This is a genomic window from Micromonospora sp. NPDC048871 (assembly GCF_043198155.1).
GTDB lineage: Bacteria > Actinomycetota > Actinomycetes > Mycobacteriales > Micromonosporaceae > Micromonospora.
The window spans coordinates 248,799-263,545 of the sequence record NZ_JBICUM010000004.1 but is presented as its reverse complement, the minus strand read 5'-3'; the positions used below and the strand labels follow the sequence as shown (position 1 = coordinate 263,545).

9 protein-coding genes and 1 pseudogene are annotated in these 14,747 nt (G+C 69.1%); 9 read left to right on the top strand and 1 reads right to left on the bottom strand.

All coding sequences use genetic code 11. From position 1 onward, the window contains the following. Nucleotides 1-2 precede the first annotated feature (2 nt). The 7 genes and pseudogenes from ACGFIK_RS12640 to ACGFIK_RS12610 form a co-directional block, all read left to right on the top strand. The gene (locus ACGFIK_RS12640; RefSeq protein ID WP_393339480.1) at nucleotides 3-758 is read left to right on the top strand and encodes an SDR family oxidoreductase; all 756 of its coding nucleotides are present in this window, start codon (nucleotides 3-5) and stop codon (nucleotides 756-758) included. Between the two features lie 145 nt (nucleotides 759-903). Next, complete coding sequence (locus ACGFIK_RS12635) at nucleotides 904-1,365, top strand: hypothetical protein (protein WP_393339244.1); 462 nt, start codon at nucleotides 904-906, stop codon at nucleotides 1,363-1,365. A gap of 329 nt (nucleotides 1,366-1,694) precedes the next feature. After that, nucleotides 1,695-4,697, top strand: coding sequence for a glycoside hydrolase family 95 protein (locus ACGFIK_RS12630; protein WP_327026152.1), 3,003 nt, complete (start codon nucleotides 1,695-1,697; stop codon nucleotides 4,695-4,697). 264 nt (nucleotides 4,698-4,961) lie between these two features. After that, on the top strand, nucleotides 4,962-6,089 hold the full coding sequence (gene chvE, locus ACGFIK_RS12625; RefSeq protein WP_327026151.1) for a multiple monosaccharide ABC transporter substrate-binding protein: 1,128 nt from the start codon (nucleotides 4,962-4,964) through the stop codon (nucleotides 6,087-6,089). Between the two features lie 104 nt (nucleotides 6,090-6,193). Continuing rightward, the gene (gene mmsA / locus ACGFIK_RS12620) at nucleotides 6,194-7,729 is read left to right on the top strand and encodes a multiple monosaccharide ABC transporter ATP-binding protein (RefSeq protein WP_327026150.1); all 1,536 of its coding nucleotides are present in this window, start codon (nucleotides 6,194-6,196) and stop codon (nucleotides 7,727-7,729) included. Beyond that, entirely contained in the window at nucleotides 7,729-8,979 is a 1,251-nt protein-coding gene (gene mmsB, locus ACGFIK_RS12615) for a multiple monosaccharide ABC transporter permease (protein WP_327026149.1), read from the top strand. Before mmsA ends, mmsB begins: the two co-directional genes overlap by 1 nt. 75 nt (nucleotides 8,980-9,054) lie before the next feature. Beyond that, nucleotides 9,055-9,758: pseudogene (locus ACGFIK_RS12610) on the top strand (ROK family protein); the annotation flags it as partial. 108 nt (nucleotides 9,759-9,866) lie between these two features. Here ACGFIK_RS12610 and ACGFIK_RS12605 read toward each other — a convergent pair. Then, nucleotides 9,867-11,519 (bottom strand): glycoside hydrolase family 27 protein, encoded by a 1,653-nt coding sequence (locus ACGFIK_RS12605; RefSeq protein ID WP_393339239.1) that lies wholly within the window; start codon nucleotides 11,517-11,519, stop codon nucleotides 9,867-9,869. Nucleotides 11,520-12,372: 853 nt separating this feature from the next. On the opposite strand from ACGFIK_RS12605, the gene araB reads away from it, so the two are divergent. Both araB and ACGFIK_RS12595 read left to right on the top strand, forming a co-directional pair. Further along, complete coding sequence (araB, locus tag ACGFIK_RS12600) at nucleotides 12,373-14,058, top strand: ribulokinase (protein ID WP_327026148.1); 1,686 nt, start codon at nucleotides 12,373-12,375, stop codon at nucleotides 14,056-14,058. Continuing rightward, nucleotides 14,055-14,729 carry an L-ribulose-5-phosphate 4-epimerase gene (locus ACGFIK_RS12595; protein ID WP_327026147.1) on the top strand — a complete coding sequence of 225 codons (675 nt, stop codon included), beginning with the start codon at nucleotides 14,055-14,057 and terminating at the stop codon, nucleotides 14,727-14,729. The genes araB and ACGFIK_RS12595 overlap by 4 nt, the downstream gene beginning before the upstream one ends. Nucleotides 14,730-14,747 lie beyond the last annotated feature (18 nt).

The window sequence follows — 14,747 nt, the reverse complement described above, 5'->3', positions numbered from 1 at the left end:
CCATGTTCGACCTCACCGGCCGGTTGGCCGTGGTGACCGGCTGCCGTCGCGGCATCGGTTTGGCCATGGCGGAGGCCCTGGCCGCCGCCGGTGCCGACGTGATCGGGGTGAGCGCCGGGCTGGAGGAGACCGGCAGCGAGGTCGCCCGGCGGGTGCAGGCGTACGGCCGGGTCTTCCTGCCGTATCGGGCGGACCTGTCCGATCGGGACGCCGTGCGGGCGCTGGCGCAGTGGCTCGGGCAGCGGGACCGGCCGGTGGACATCCTGGTCAACAACGCCGGCACGATCCGCCGGGCACCCGCTGCCGAGCATGCCGACACCGACTGGGACCACGTGCTGGAGGTCGACCTCAACGCCCCGTTCGTGCTGGCCCGGGAGGTCGGTCGGGGCATGATCGCGCGCGGCACCGGCAAGATCATCTTCACCGCCTCGATGCTGAGCTTCCAAGGGGGTGTCACCGTCCCCGGCTACGCCGCGGCGAAATCCGGGATCGCCGGTCTGACCCGGGCCCTGGCCAACGAGTGGGCCCGGCACGGGGTCAATGTCAACGCCATCGCCCCGGGCTACATCAGTACGGACAACACCCAGGCGCTGCGCGAGCAGCCGGAGCGCAACCGGGCGATCCTGGAGCGGATTCCGGCCGGCCGCTGGGGCCGTCCGGAGGACCTGGCCGGCATCACGGTCTTCCTGGCCTCCGACGCGGCGGCCTACCTGCACGGCGTGGTGATCCCGGTCGATGGCGGCTGGCTTGCCCGCTGACCAGCGCCGATGTCATTGGCCCTTGCCTTGTTATCGATAACATTTTATCTTTCGGCATCAGGAGTGTGACACCTTCGTCGCCTGCGACGGCCCATCGTCGAAGTCGGAGGCAGTTGTCGGGACTTCGCTGGTAGGAGGGGGTTTCATGCGGCTGTCAGGCCGGGTGGGGTACGCGGGAGGCAGGTCGAACGGTACGGTCGCCGCGTTCATCGAGCTCGATCGGCTACGGCAGCGGTCGGTCGCCGCATCCGGTGACCAGTCCTGCGTGGCCGCCTTCGAGTCGACCTACCGGGCTCTGCCCGCCAGCCGGCGACGACTGTTCCGGTACCTGGGCCTGCATCCCGGGCCGGACTTCGACGTGTGCGCGGCAGCGGCGTTGGGCAATCTGACCCCGGTGTACGCCCGACGCACCCTGGCCGACCTGTGCGAGCGTCGACTGGTCGTCGAGTGTGGCACCCGCTACCGGATCCCGGATCTGATCGCTGAGCACGCCCGGCGGCTTGCTTACGAGGAACCCGCCGTGCTCCGTGCCGCCGCCCTGGCCCGCCTGGCCAGTGCGGATCGGAGCCTGGCCCCTCGCCGTGGCCGTCCGGGCGACCGACACTGAACGGCCGTCCTCCCGAATACATCTGATGTAAGCGGCCGCTGACATCCGATCCCCTGATCGCCGAGGGTGGGTCTGATCCTGCCCTGTGAGCTGTTCAACCAGCATCTTCTGCCGGGTCAGGTCAACTGAATGCCGTTGCATTGACCATTGCCTATCTCTGGTGGCGGGAGTAACATTTCGGAAACACATCAGATGTCTGCCTGTCTCGCAGGCTATCGGCTACCTGACGCGTCGCGGCCGGGATTGGCGTCCACCGGCTGATCCAGCAGGTGCCCATTCACGTTTCCGCGCTTCGGGTGGCCGGGGTCGGTCACCCCTTTGGAGGATCGATGTCAGATCTGACCCGACGGCAGGCTCTCACAATCGGCGCGGCGGGTGCCGGCGGAGCCCTGTTGCCGCTGCCCTGGACCGCCACCGCCCGGGCCGGCTCGGTGGCGCCCCCGCAGGTGTTGGCGGCCGGCGACCTGGCCCTCTGGTACGACCGGGGGGCCGGCACCGACTGGCTGCGGGCCCTACCGATCGGCAACGGCCGACTGGGGGCCATGGTGTTCGGCAACAGCGACACCGAACGCCTGCAACTCAACGAGGACACCGTCTGGGCGGGCGGCCCCCACGACTCCAGCAACCCCCGGGGCGCCGGCTCGCTGGCGGAGATCCGCAGACTGGTCTTCGCCAACCAGTGGTCCCAGGCCCAGAACCTGATCAACCAGACCATGCTCGGCAACCCGGTAGGACAGCTGGCCTATCAGACCGTCGGCAACCTCCGACTGGCCTTCCCCGGTGCCACCGGCACCTCCCAGTACCACCGGCAGTTGGACCTGACCACCGCGACCACCTCGGTCACCTATCTGATGAGCGGGGTGCGCTACCAGCGGGAGGTCTTCGCCAGCGCGCCGGACCAGATCATCGCGATGCGGCTGACCGCCGACCGGTCCGCCTCGATCACCTTCACGGCCACCTTCGACAGCCCGCAGCGGACCACCGTGTCCAGCCCGGACGGGGCGACGATCGGTCTGGACGGGATCTCCGGCAACCAGGAGGGGGTCAACGGGGCGGTCCGGTTCCTGGCCCTGGCCCACGCCACCGTCAACGGCGGCACGGTCAGCAGCTCCGGCGGGACCCTGCGGGTCACCGGGGCCACCAGCGTGACCCTGCTGATCTCGATCGGCTCCAGCTATGTCAACTTCCGCAACGTCGGCGGCGACTACCAGGGCATCGCGCGACGGCACCTCACCGCGGCCCGGGCCAGCAGCTACGACCAGTTGCGCGCCCGGCATGTCGCCGACTACCAGGTGCTGTTCGGCCGGGTGAGTCTCGACCTGGGGCGGACCTCGGCGGCCGACCAGCCGACGGACGTACGCATCGCCCAGCACAACACCGTCAACGACCCGCAGTTCTCGGCCCTGCTGTTCCAGTACGGCCGGTACCTGCTGATCTCCTCCTCGCGGCCGGGCACCCAACCGGCGAACCTCCAGGGCATCTGGAACGACTCGCTGACCCCGGCCTGGGACTCGAAGTACACCATCAACGCGAACCTGCCGATGAACTACTGGCCGGCGGACACCACCAACCTGTCCGAGTGCTACCAGCCGGTGTTCGCGATGATCCAGGACCTGACGGTCAGCGGGGCCCGCACCGCCCAGGTGCAGTACGGCGCCGGTGGCTGGGTCACCCACCACAACACCGACGCCTGGCGGGGCGCCTCCGTGGTCGACGGCGCCTTCTGGGGGATGTGGCAGACCGGCGGGGCGTGGCTGGCCACCATGATCTGGGACCACTACCTGTTCACCGGGGACCTGGACTTCCTGCGCGCCAACTACCCCGCGATGAAGGGCGCCGCCCAGTTCTTCCTCGACACCCTGGTCACCGAACCCACCCTCGGCTACCTGGTCACCAACCCCTCCAACTCACCCGAGATCGGCCACCATGCCGACGCCAGCGTCTGCGCCGGTCCGACCATGGACAACCAGATCCTGCGGGACCTCTTCGACGGCTGCGCCCGGGCCAGCGAACTCCTCAACACCGACGCCACCTTCCGGGCCCAGGTCCGGGCCACCCGCGACCGGCTGGCCCCGACCCGGGTCGGCTCGCGCGGCAACATCATGGAGTGGCTCTACGACTGGGTGGAGACCGAACGCAACCACCGGCACGTCTCCCACCTGTACGGCCTGGCCCCCAGCAATCAGATCACCCGGCGGGGCACCCCCCAACTGTTCGAGGCCGCCCGACGCACCCTGGAGATCCGTGGCGACGACGGCACCGGCTGGTCCCTGGCCTGGAAGATCAATTTCTGGGCCCGCCTGGAAGAGGGCAACCGGGCGCACGACCTCATCCGCTACCTGGCCACCCCGGCCCGGCTGGCACCGAACATGTTCGACCTGCACCCACCGTTCCAGATCGACGGCAACTTCGGCGCCACCGCCGGCATCGCCGAGATGCTGCTGCACAGTCACGCCGGTGAGCTGCACCTGCTGCCCGCCCTACCGACCGCCTGGCCCACCGGATCCGTCAGCGGCCTGCGCGGGCGGGGCGGCCACACCGTAGGCCTGACCTGGAGCAACGGCCAGGCCACCGAGATCCTCGTCCGGCCGGACCGGCCCGGCACCGTACGCCTGCGGGCCCGGATGTTCACCGGCACCTTCACCCTGGTCGACACCGCCGACGGCACCTCGCCCCGGACCACCCGGATCGAGCCCGACCTGATCGAGGTAGCCGTGCAGGGCGGGCGCACCTACCGGGCCACCGGCTCGGTGGGTACGCCCACCGCACCGACCCTGGAGCAGAGCTTCACCAACGCCGGCACCAGCAACGACAGCAACACCGGGGTGGCCAACTTCGACGGCAACGGCGCCAGCCTCTCCGCCCAGGCCCTGGCCCAGGCCGGGGTAACCCCGGGCAGCACGGTGAGCCGCAACGGGGTGAACTTCCGCTGGCCCGCCGTGGCCCCCGGCGGCGCGGACAACGCGATCGCCTCCGGCCAGTCGATAGGCGTCACCGGCACGGGGCGTACCCTCGGGATCCTCGCCACCGGCACCTACGGTGCGGTGTCCGGCACGGCCACTGTGGTCTACGCCGACGGGACCCGGCAGAGCTTCACCCTGAGCACCCCGGACTGGTACGGCGGACCGCACGCCGGTGGCTCCGCCGCCATCGTGATGGCATACCAGAACCGCCCCGGCAACCAGCGGCACAACGTCTCCGCCTGCATCTACTACCTCGGGGTGGGGTTGCAGAACAAGCCGGTGAGCCGGGTGGAACTGCCCAACATCAGCGCCCGGCCGGCGGCCAACGTACCGACCATGCACATCTTCGCCATCGCGATAGGGGGCTGAGAAACCCGCGCGACTGCGGACCGGCGTGCCGGCCACGGGGGGTGCCGTGGCCGGCACGCCCTGGTTCCGGGGGATCTCAGCCCTCGCCACCGGCCGCCACCTGCGGTTCCCCAGCCGATCGGGGGAGTGGCGGGAACGTTACGAGACCGTGACCGCTGGATCTCAGAACAGGTGTTGACCTGGTCGATGTGAGCGCTAACACTTGGCCTCCAAGTGCGACCCATGCCGCCGGGGCGACGGCGCGAGTTCAGATTGGGGAAGCCAGTGAGCAGAAGAATCCTGGCCGCTCTCGGTAGCGCCGTGCTGGCGCTGAGCCTGGCGGCGTGCAGTGGTGAGGGCGCCGGCAGCGGTAACGACAGCGACAAGCCCGGTGATCTGACCATCGGCGTCTCGATGCCCACCCAGACCTCCGAGCGATGGATCGCCGACGGCAACTTCGTCAAGGAGAAGCTGGAGGCCAAGGGCTACAAGGTGGACCTTCAGTACGCAGGCGACGACATCCCCACCCAGTCCCAGCAGGTCGACCAGATGATCACCCGTGGGGCCGACGTGCTGATCATCGCGGCGATCGCCGGCACCGCGCTCAGCGGGCAGTTGCAGGCGGCGGCCGACGCCAAGATCCCGGTGATCTCCTACGACCGGCTCATCCGGGACAGCCCCAATGTCGACTTCTACGTCAGCTTCGACAACTACAAGGTAGGGGTGGCCCAGGCCACCGCCTTGCTGGTCGGGCTGGGCCTGCAGACCAAGGACGGCGCCAAGGGTGAGGCGACCGGGCCGTTCAACATCGAACTGTTCGCCGGCTCCCTGGACGACAACAACACCCAGTACTTCTTCGGCGGGGCGATGGACACCCTCAAGCCGTTCATCGACGCCGGCACCCTGAAGGTGAAGTCCGGGCAGAACAAGATCGATCAGGTGGCGATCCTGCGCTGGCAGCAGGAGGGCGCGCAGAAGCGGATGGAGGATCTGCTGACCTCCAGCTACAACGACGGCACCAAGGTGCACGGGGTGCTCTCGCCGTACGACGGTCTCTCCCGGGGCATCATCACCGCCCTGCAGAACGCCGGCTACCGCGACGACATGCCGGTGGTGACCGGGCAGGACGCCGAGATCGCCTCCGTCAAACTGATCAACGACGGGGTGCAGGACTCCACCATCTTCAAGGACACCCGACTGCTGGCCGAGCAGGCCGCGATCGCCGCGGAGTCCTTCCTGCAGGACAAGACCCCGCAGGCCAACGACACCGAGACCTACGACAATGGGGTCAAGGTGGTGCCGTCGTACCTGCTGCCGATCGAGACCGTGTTCGCCGACGACATCAAGCCGGTCCTGATCGACTCCGGCTACTTCACCGCCGAGGAGGTCGCCGCCGGCCAGGCCAAGGGCTGACGGCGTCATCCCCGGGCTCGGCGGCGAGCACTCGCCGCCGAGCCCGGATCGCTTACCACCGCACACTTCGCCCGCACCCTGATCGAGACCGCAGGAGGGTGAGCATGGACGACCACATCCTCGAGATGCGTCGCATCACCAAGACCTTCCCGGGGGTGGCGGCGCTTCAGGACGTCACCCTCGCCGTACGCCGTGGCGAGATCCACGCCATCTGCGGTGAGAACGGCGCCGGCAAGTCCACCCTGATGAAGGTGCTGTCCGGGGTGTACCCCACGGGCGGCTACTCCGGGGAGATCCTGCTCGACGGCAAGCCGGTGGACTTCCGGGGCATCCGCGACAGCGAGGCCCACGGCATCGTCATCATCCACCAGGAACTGGCCCTGGTGCCGTACCTGTCCATCGCCGAGAACATCTTCCTCGGCAACGAACGCCGGGGCCGCAGCGGCCTGATCGACTGGAACCGCACCAACGCCGAGGCGGCCGAACTGCTCGCCTCGGTCGGCCTGCACGAGAACCCGGTCACCCCGGTGGTGCAGCTCGGGGTCGGCAAGCAGCAACTGGTCGAGATCGCCAAGGCGCTGTCCAAGAAGGTCAAACTGCTGATCCTGGACGAGCCGACGGCCGCCCTCAACGACATCGACTCGGCACACCTGCTGGACCTGATGCGCCGGCTGCGTGACCAGGGCATCACCTGCATCATGATCTCGCACAAGCTGAACGAGATCACCGCCATCGCCGACTCCACCACGGTGCTGCGCGACGGCCGGACGGTGCGGCGGCTGGAGATGGGCTCGGGCCAGGTCACCCAGGAGCAGATCATCCGGGACATGGTCGGCCGGGACCTGGACAGCTTCTATCCCGACCGGGTCTCCTCCCCGGGCGCGGAGGTGCTGCGCATCGAGGACTGGACCGTCCGGCACCCCACCCAGGACCGGCTGGTGGTCGACCGGGCCAGCCTGAACGTACGGGCCGGGGAGGTGGTCGGCATCGCCGGGTTGATGGGGGCGGGCCGCACCGAGTTGGCGATGAGCGTCTTCGGGCGCTCCTACGGGCGGGACATCTCCGGTCGGCTGTACCTGCACGGCAAGGAAATCAGAGCGCGTTCGGTGGCCGAGGCGATCGGCAACGGCATCGCGTACGCCACCGAGGACCGCAAGCGCTTCGGGCTCAACCTCATCGACGATGTACGGCACAACGTCTCCTCGGCGGGCCTGCGCAAGCTGTCCCGGGCCGGCTGGGTGCACGACAACGAGGAGACCCGGGTGGCCGAGGACAGCCGCCGGGACATGAACATCAAGGCCCCCAGTGTGCTGTCCGTGGTGGGCAAGCTCTCCGGCGGAAACCAGCAGAAGGTCGTCCTGTCCAAGTGGCTGTTCACCGATCCGGACGTGCTGATCCTGGACGAGCCGACCCGGGGCATCGACGTCGGGGCGAAGTTCGAGATCTACACGATCATCAACCGGCTGGTCGCCGAGGGTAAGGCGGTCGTCATGATCTCCTCCGAGCTGCCGGAACTGCTGGGCATGTGCGACCGCATCTACACCCTGTCGGCGGGTCGGATCACCGGCGTGCTGCCGGCGGCCGAGGCGACCCAGGAGAAGCTGATGGAACTCATGGCGAGGGACAAGGAATCCGTCTGATGACCAGCACCAAGCCCTCCTCGGTCCACAAGGGTGGGTCGGCCGAGGCTACTCCCGCCGCCGTCCTGCACGTCGGCAGCAGCGACCCGCGCGCCCTGATCATGAACAATCTGCGGCAGAGTGGCATCTTCGCGGCGCTGGTCGTCATCGTCGCCCTCTTCGCCGTTCTCACCGAGGGTGTCTCGCTGAGTCCGGGCAACATCACGAACATCGTCCTGCAGTACTCGTACATCCTCGTGCTCGCCATCGGCATGGTCATCGTGATCATCGGCGGGCACATCGACCTGTCGGTCGGCTCGGTGGTGGCGCTGACCGGCGCGGTCAGCGCCGTGGTCATCATCCGGCAGGGGCAGCCCTGGTGGGTCGGGGTGCTGGCGGCGGTGGCCGTCGGGCTGGCGGTCGGCGCCTGGCACGGCTTCTGGGTCGCGTACGTCGGCATCCCGGCCTTCATCGTGACCCTGGCCGGCATGCTGCTGTTCCGGGGTCTGACCCTGCGGGTGCTGGAGAACGTCTCCCTGTCGCCCTTCCCGGCCGAGTACAACCAGATCGCGGCCGGCTTCCTCAACGGACTCATCGGCGGCGACGGCTACGACGCCTTCACCCTGCTCATCGGCGGCATAGCGGTGGCCGGTTACGTGGTGAGCGGCTTCCGGACCCGGGTGGCGCGGATCCGCTACCAGCAGCCGGTGGAGTCCTTCGCCCTGTTCGTCGCGCGGATGGTCCTGGTCGGTGCCGTGGTCATGTGGTTCGCCTGGCAGTTGGCCAACGCCCGGGGCCTGCCCATCGTACTGATCATCCTGGCCGTGCTGGTGCTGGTCTACGGGCTGCTCACCCGCCGTACCGTCTTCGGTCGGCAGGTCTACGCGATCGGCGGCAACCTGCCGGCGGCGATGCTGTCCGGGGTGAAGGTCCGTACCGTCAACTTCTGGATCTTCGTCAACATGGGCTTCCTGTCCGCGGTGGCCGGGGTCATCTTCTCCTCGCGTTCCAACAGCGCGCAGCCGGCCGCGGGCAACATGTTCGAGCTGGACGCGATCGCGGCGGCCTTCATCGGCGGAGCGGCCGTCACCGGTGGGGTGGGTACCGTGGTGGGTGCCATGGTGGGTGGCCTGATCATGGCCGTGATGAGCAACGGTATGCAGTTGATGGGGGTCGAGCATTCGACGCAGTCGGTGGTCAAGGGGCTGGTGCTGCTGGTCGCGGTGGCCTTCGACGTCTACAACAAGCGCCGGGCCGGCGCGAGTCGTTGACCCCCGCCGCACACCTTGACGTCACGGCGGGTGGTGACCACACTGCCTCCCGTCGGACAGGCCGCATCGACGCTGATGCCGGAGGATCGGGTGGTCCCGGAGGAGATCCGTCGGCGTAACGCCGGCACACTGCTGCGCCACGTCCATCGTCGCGGCGCGATCTCCCGTGCCGAGCTGGCCACCCGGATGGGGCTCAACCGCAGCACCATCCGGGCGCTGACCACCGAGCTGGCCCGACTGGGCCTGGTAGAGGAGGAGTCACCCGCGGAGACCGGCCGGGGATCATCGTCGGCGGTCGGTTGCTGGGCGGGGACGGCGGCTACGGCTGCGAAGTCGGGCACATGGTCGTCAACCCGTACGACGGACGGGCCTGTGGTTGTGGCTCGTCCGGCTGCCTGGAGGCCGAGGTCGGCGAGCGGGCCCTGCTCGACGCCGCCGGGCGGCCCGCCGAGCTGTTCGGCCGTGCGGCGATCCGGGCGGTGACCGACGACGCCGACCGGGGAGATCCGGGCGCCCGTGAGGCGCTGCGCCGGATCGGTGACTGGCTGGGCATCGGGGTGGCCAACCTGATCAACCTGTTCAACCCCGGGATGGTGGTGTTCGGCGGGATGCTGTGCGACCTGTATCCCGGGGCGGCCGAACAGGTCCGGGCCCGCATCGCCCGCAACGTCCTGCCGGTGGCCCGCGAACACGTCAAGCTGCGTACCGCCGCCCTGGGCGACGACGCCACCCTCATCGGCGCCGCCGAACTGGCCTTCACCCCCCTCCTCACCCCCCCTCCCCGCCGATCTTGCACTTTCCGTCCCGACGAAAGGTGTGAATACCGGCATATCGGCGACCGGAAGTGCATGATCGACGGGGAGAGGGGGGTGGGGGTTAGGGGGCTGCTAGGTGCGGGTCCAGCGTTGGTTGGGGGCGGTGTGGCAGGTCCAGACGATGACGGGGGTGCCGTTGGCGGTGCCGTTGTTGTTGACGTCCAGGCAGAGGTTGGGGGAGCGGACGTTGCTGATGGTGCCGTTGCCGTTGAACGTCCACTGTTGGTGCGTGCCGCCGTTGCAGTCCCAGATCTGCACCGGGGTACCGGGGGTGGCGGTCGGGGAGATGTCCAGGCACTTGCCGAGCACCTGGAGGGCCTGACCGTTCTGGGTGAAGCTCTGGTTGCTGGCGGTGTGACAGTCCCAGATCAACGTCGCGGTGCCGTTGGCGGTGCCGCTGTTGTTGACGTCCAGGCAGCGGCCGGCCGACTCACTGCGTAGCCGGAAGGTGGGCGGCGGGGGCGGGGGAGTGGTCGTGGTGCCGCCGCTGACCCGGTAGACCACCGTGCCGTGCGCCGGCACGCTGGCCGAGATCGTCCCGGTGCTGGTCGAGGTGGTGTTGGTCCAGGCGTCCCGCAGGGTGAACGAGGTGCCGGACTTGCCGACGGCCGCCGCCGTGGTGGACACCGTGGTGGTGGAGTTGCCCTGGTTGAACAGGGCCACGGCCACGTCCCCGTTGGCCAGCCGCTTGGCCAGCACCCGGCGGGTGCCGTCGTGGGAGACCTGCACGGCCTGCAGCGCCAGGGGGTCCTGGTTGATGGCCACCAGGTTCTGGTTGCGCAGGATGTCCAGGGTCGCGGCGTTGGCGTTGCGGATGTCGTTGCCCGCGATCAGCGGTGCCGCCATGATCGCCCAGAGGGCGAAGTGGCTGCGCATCTCCGTGTCCGTCATGCCGCCGTTGCCGACCACGAGCATGTCCGGGTCGTTGAAGGAGCCCGGCGAGGCGTACGAGGCGATCGGCACGTTGACGTTGACGATGTTCTGGATGCCCATCGGGTAGCCGTTGGTCTGACCGGTGTTCCAGGCGTTGGTGATGTCCTCCGTGGTCCGCCACATGTTGGCGATGTCCCCCCAGTTGCGCAGGGGGCCGGTCTTCTCGTGGATGCTGTTCGGGTTGATGCTGTAGACGATGGGCCTACCGGTGGCCGCCAGGGCGTCACGCATCAGCGAGAACCCGGCTATCTGGTCGTTGATGGTGCCCCAGGGTGAGCACCAGTCGTACTTGAGGAAGTCCACCCCCCAGGCGGCGAACTGCCGGGCGTCCTGGTATTCGTGGCCGAGACTGCCGGTGGAGCCCGGCCAGGCGCCGAAGTACTGCGCGCAGGTCTTCTCCCGGGGCACCTGGTAGAGGCCGAAGAGCAGGCCACGGGAGTGCAGGTAGTCGCCGAGGGCCTTCATGCCGCTGGGGAAACGGCCGGCATGAGCCTGGAGGTTGCCCTGGGCGTCGCGGTTGGGATCGAACCAGCAGTCGTCCACGACGACGTACTTGTAGCCGAGATCGCGCATCCCGGTGTTGACGATCGCGTCGGCCATCTGCCGGATCAGGGTCTCGTTGATGTTGCAACCGAAGGTGTTCCAGGTGTTCCACCCCATCGGTGGGGTACGGGCCACCCCGTTGTTGAGCGCCTGCGCGGGTTTCGGTGTGTGGAGCCCGTCGACGACGACCGTGGTGAGTGTCAGCACCAGCACACTCAGAACGGCCAACCATCGTGGTCGTGCGCGCATTCGATCCTCCTCGGGACAGGGACGGATGGGTGTCGGTCATGGATCACCGACCGCGGGTCGTCGGGCGGCCCAGACGGTTCGTCGGGTGGGCGCGGGCAGGCATGGCCTGCTCACGGTCAGATGGGTCGGAGTGCCGCCACCCGTGGCGGGGACGCCGGCGCCCAGAGATCGAGTCAGCCGGGTGTCGTGCGGCGACGCCGGCGGTGACGGTGGTGGTTCTCCCGGACAGGGCCCTCCGATGTCTGGGATGTTATCGCTGACATCCAGTTATGTAAATCACCGTCAATGTCTGCGAAACGCCGGATCGCTGCTTGATCAAAAGAGGCTGGACGGCGGAGAAATCGGTGAATTCCCATGTGGGAGCGATTCGGATATGCCGTTCTGCGGCTTTCCGAAGCGGCGCGGCAGGGTCGTCGGTTTGATCCACTCAGCCACACCTGCGATCGAAGGATGTTAACGCTCATATGAGGGCGTGAAGATCCGTCGCGGCGCCTCGATGCGGGTGCCGGGCGGGCCGGCGAAGGGTCCGCGGGGGAGGTTCGTCGTCCGGGTGGCACCGAGGGACGCGCCGCCGGGGATCGGGGCGGCGGGGTGATCCGTCCCCTGAGGGTGGTCGGAGACGTCGCGGCAGGCGTCGACCGGTGTGGATGAAATGGGCGACGGCTGGCAGGGTCGTACCTCTGGCGCGGGACCCGGCGGATGTCGCAAGGTGGGTGGTGCAGGTGTCGGTTCGGCCGGTGTCAGGTGGTCACGACGGGCCCCGTACTCCGTTACGGAGCTGTTGCCGGACGGTGTCTTGACGACGCCTGATGTGAGCGTTAACACTGAGGTCCGTCATCGGCCGGAGGTGAGCATGAGCGGTGTGGACGAAGTCGGCGACCGGTATGTCGTCGGCGTCGACTACGGGACCCTGTCGGGGCGGGCCCTGGTGGTCCGCGTACGCGACGGAGCCGAGCTGGGGACGGCGGTGCACGAGTACCGCAACGCCGTCATCGAGTCCACACTGCCCGATGGTGGTCCACCCCTGCCCCCCGACTGGGCCCTGCAGGACCCGCAGGACTACCGCGACGTGCTGCGCCACGCCGTACCGGCGGCCGTCGCCGCCGCAGGGGTCGATCCAGGCCAGGTGGTCGGCATCGGCATCGACTTCACCGCCTGTACGGTCCTGCCGACCCTCGCCGACGGCACCCCGCTGTGCGAGCTGCCGGACCTTCGGCACCGTCCACATGCCTGGGTGAAGCTCTGGAAACACCACGCGGCCCAGCCGCACGCCGACCGGATCAACGCCCTGGCCCACGAACGCGGCGAGCCCTGGATCGGCCGCTACGGCGGCAAGATCTCCGCCGAGTGGCAGTTCGCCAAGGGATTGCAGCTGCTGGAGGAGGACCCGGAGGTCTACCGGCGGGCCGAGCGCTTCATCGAGGCCGCCGACTGGATCGTCTGGCAGTTGTGCGGCGTCGAGACCCGCAACGTCTGCACGGCCGGCTACAAGGGCATCATGCAGGACGGGCGGTACCCCTCGACGGACTACCTGACCGCCCTGAACCCCGACTTCGGTGACTTCGTGACCAAGCTGGACGGTCCGCTGATGCCGCTGGCCGGCAAGGCCGGTGAGCTCACCGCCCAGGCCGCCGCCTGGACCGGCCTGCCGCAGGGCATCGCGGTGGCCGTCGGCAATGTCGACGCGCACGTCACCGCCGCCGCCGCGCAGGCCCTGGCGCCGGGCCGGCTGGTGGCGATCATGGGCACCTCCACCTGCCACGTGGTCAACGGCGCCCACCCGGCCGAGGTGGCCGGGATGTGCGGGGTGGTCGACGGCGGCATCAGCGCCGGGGCCTGGGGCTACGAGGCCGGCCAGAGCGGGGTCGGGGACATCTTCGGCTGGTTCGTCAAGCACGCCGCCCCGGCCGGGGTCGCCTCCCACGAGCGACTCACCGAACTGGCCGCCGCCCAGCCGGTCGGCGCCCACGGCCTGGTAGCCCTGGACTGGTGGAACGGCAACCGATCCCTGCTGGTCAACCACGATCTCAGCGGGATGATCGTCGGCCTGACCCTGGCCACCCGCCCGGAGGACGTCTACCGGGCGCTGCTGGAGGCGACCGCGTACGGCACCCGCATGATCATCGAGGCCTTCGTCGAGGCCGGGGTGCCCGTCGACGATCTGGTGATCGCCGGTGGGCTCACCTCGAACGAGTTGCTGATGCAGATCTACGCCGATGTCACCAACCGGCCGCTGGGCATCATCGGCTCCGCCCAGGGGCCGGCCCTCGGCTCGGCCATCCACGCCGCGGTGGCCGCCGGGGCGTACCCCTCGATCCACGAGGCCTCGCAGGCGATGGGCCGGATCAGCGCGGCGGTCTACCGCCCCGACCCCGACCGGGTACGCGCCTACGACGCCCTCTACGCCGAGTACCGCACCCTGCACGACCACTTCGGTCGCGGCGCCAACGACGTGATGCTGCGGCTGCGGGCGATCCGGAACGCGGCCGCCGGGTCGGCCGGGTCGACGAACGAGACCGCGCTGGAGGTTGTCGCATGATCGAGCGTGAGTTGCGGGAGACGGTGGCTCGGCTGCACGGTGAGCTGACCCGCTACGGGCTGGTGGCCTGGACGGCCGGCAACGTCTCCGCCCGGGTACCCGGGCGGGACCTGATGATCATCAAGCCGAGCGGGGTGGACTACGACGACCTGTCCGCAGACAACATGGTGCTCTGCGACCTGGACGGGATGCCGGTCGAGGGTGACCTGTCCCCGTCGAGTGACACGGCCGCGCACGCCTACGTCTACCGGGCCATGCCGGAGGTCGGCGGGGTGGTGCACACCCACAGCACGTACGCGACCGCCTGGGCGGCCCGGGGCGAGGCGATCCCCTGCTGGCTGACCGCCCAGGCGGACGAGTTCGGCGGGGAGATCCCGGTGGGCCCCTTCGCCCTGATCGGCGGGGACGACATCGGCAAGGGGATCGTCAGCACCCTGACCGGGCACCGCTCGCCCGCGGTGCTGATGCGCAACCACGGGGTCTTCACCATCGGGCGGACCGCCCGGGCCGCGGTCAAGGCCGCGGTGATGTGCGAGGACGTGGCGCGAACCGCCCACCTGGCCCGCGCCCTGGGGCAACCGGTGCCGATGGCCCAGGCCGACGTGGACGCCCTCTACGACCGCTACCAGAACGTCTACGGCCAGCGTCCCGCACCGGTGGCGAACACCTGACCCGGGTCGCGGCCCGCC

Bases quoted from the DNA above. Each gene is read 5' to 3' on its own strand.
- ACGFIK_RS12640 (WP_393339480.1), top strand. From the start codon at position 3: ATGTTCGACCTCACCGGCCGGTTGGCCGTGGTGACCGGCTGCCGTCGC.
- ACGFIK_RS12635 (WP_393339244.1), top strand. From the start codon at position 904: ATGCGGCTGTCAGGCCGGGTGGGGTACGCGGGAGGCAGGTCGAACGGT.
- ACGFIK_RS12630 (WP_327026152.1), top strand. From the start codon at position 1,695: ATGTCAGATCTGACCCGACGGCAGGCTCTCACAATCGGCGCGGCGGGT.
- mmsA (WP_327026150.1), top strand. From the start codon at position 6,194: ATGGACGACCACATCCTCGAGATGCGTCGCATCACCAAGACCTTCCCG.
- mmsB (WP_327026149.1), top strand. From the start codon at position 7,729: ATGACCAGCACCAAGCCCTCCTCGGTCCACAAGGGTGGGTCGGCCGAG.
- ACGFIK_RS12605 (WP_393339239.1), bottom strand. From the start codon at position 11,519: ATGCGCGCACGACCACGATGGTTGGCCGTTCTGAGTGTGCTGGTGCTG.
- araB (WP_327026148.1), top strand. From the start codon at position 12,373: ATGAGCGGTGTGGACGAAGTCGGCGACCGGTATGTCGTCGGCGTCGAC.
- ACGFIK_RS12595 (WP_327026147.1), top strand. From the start codon at position 14,055: ATGATCGAGCGTGAGTTGCGGGAGACGGTGGCTCGGCTGCACGGTGAG.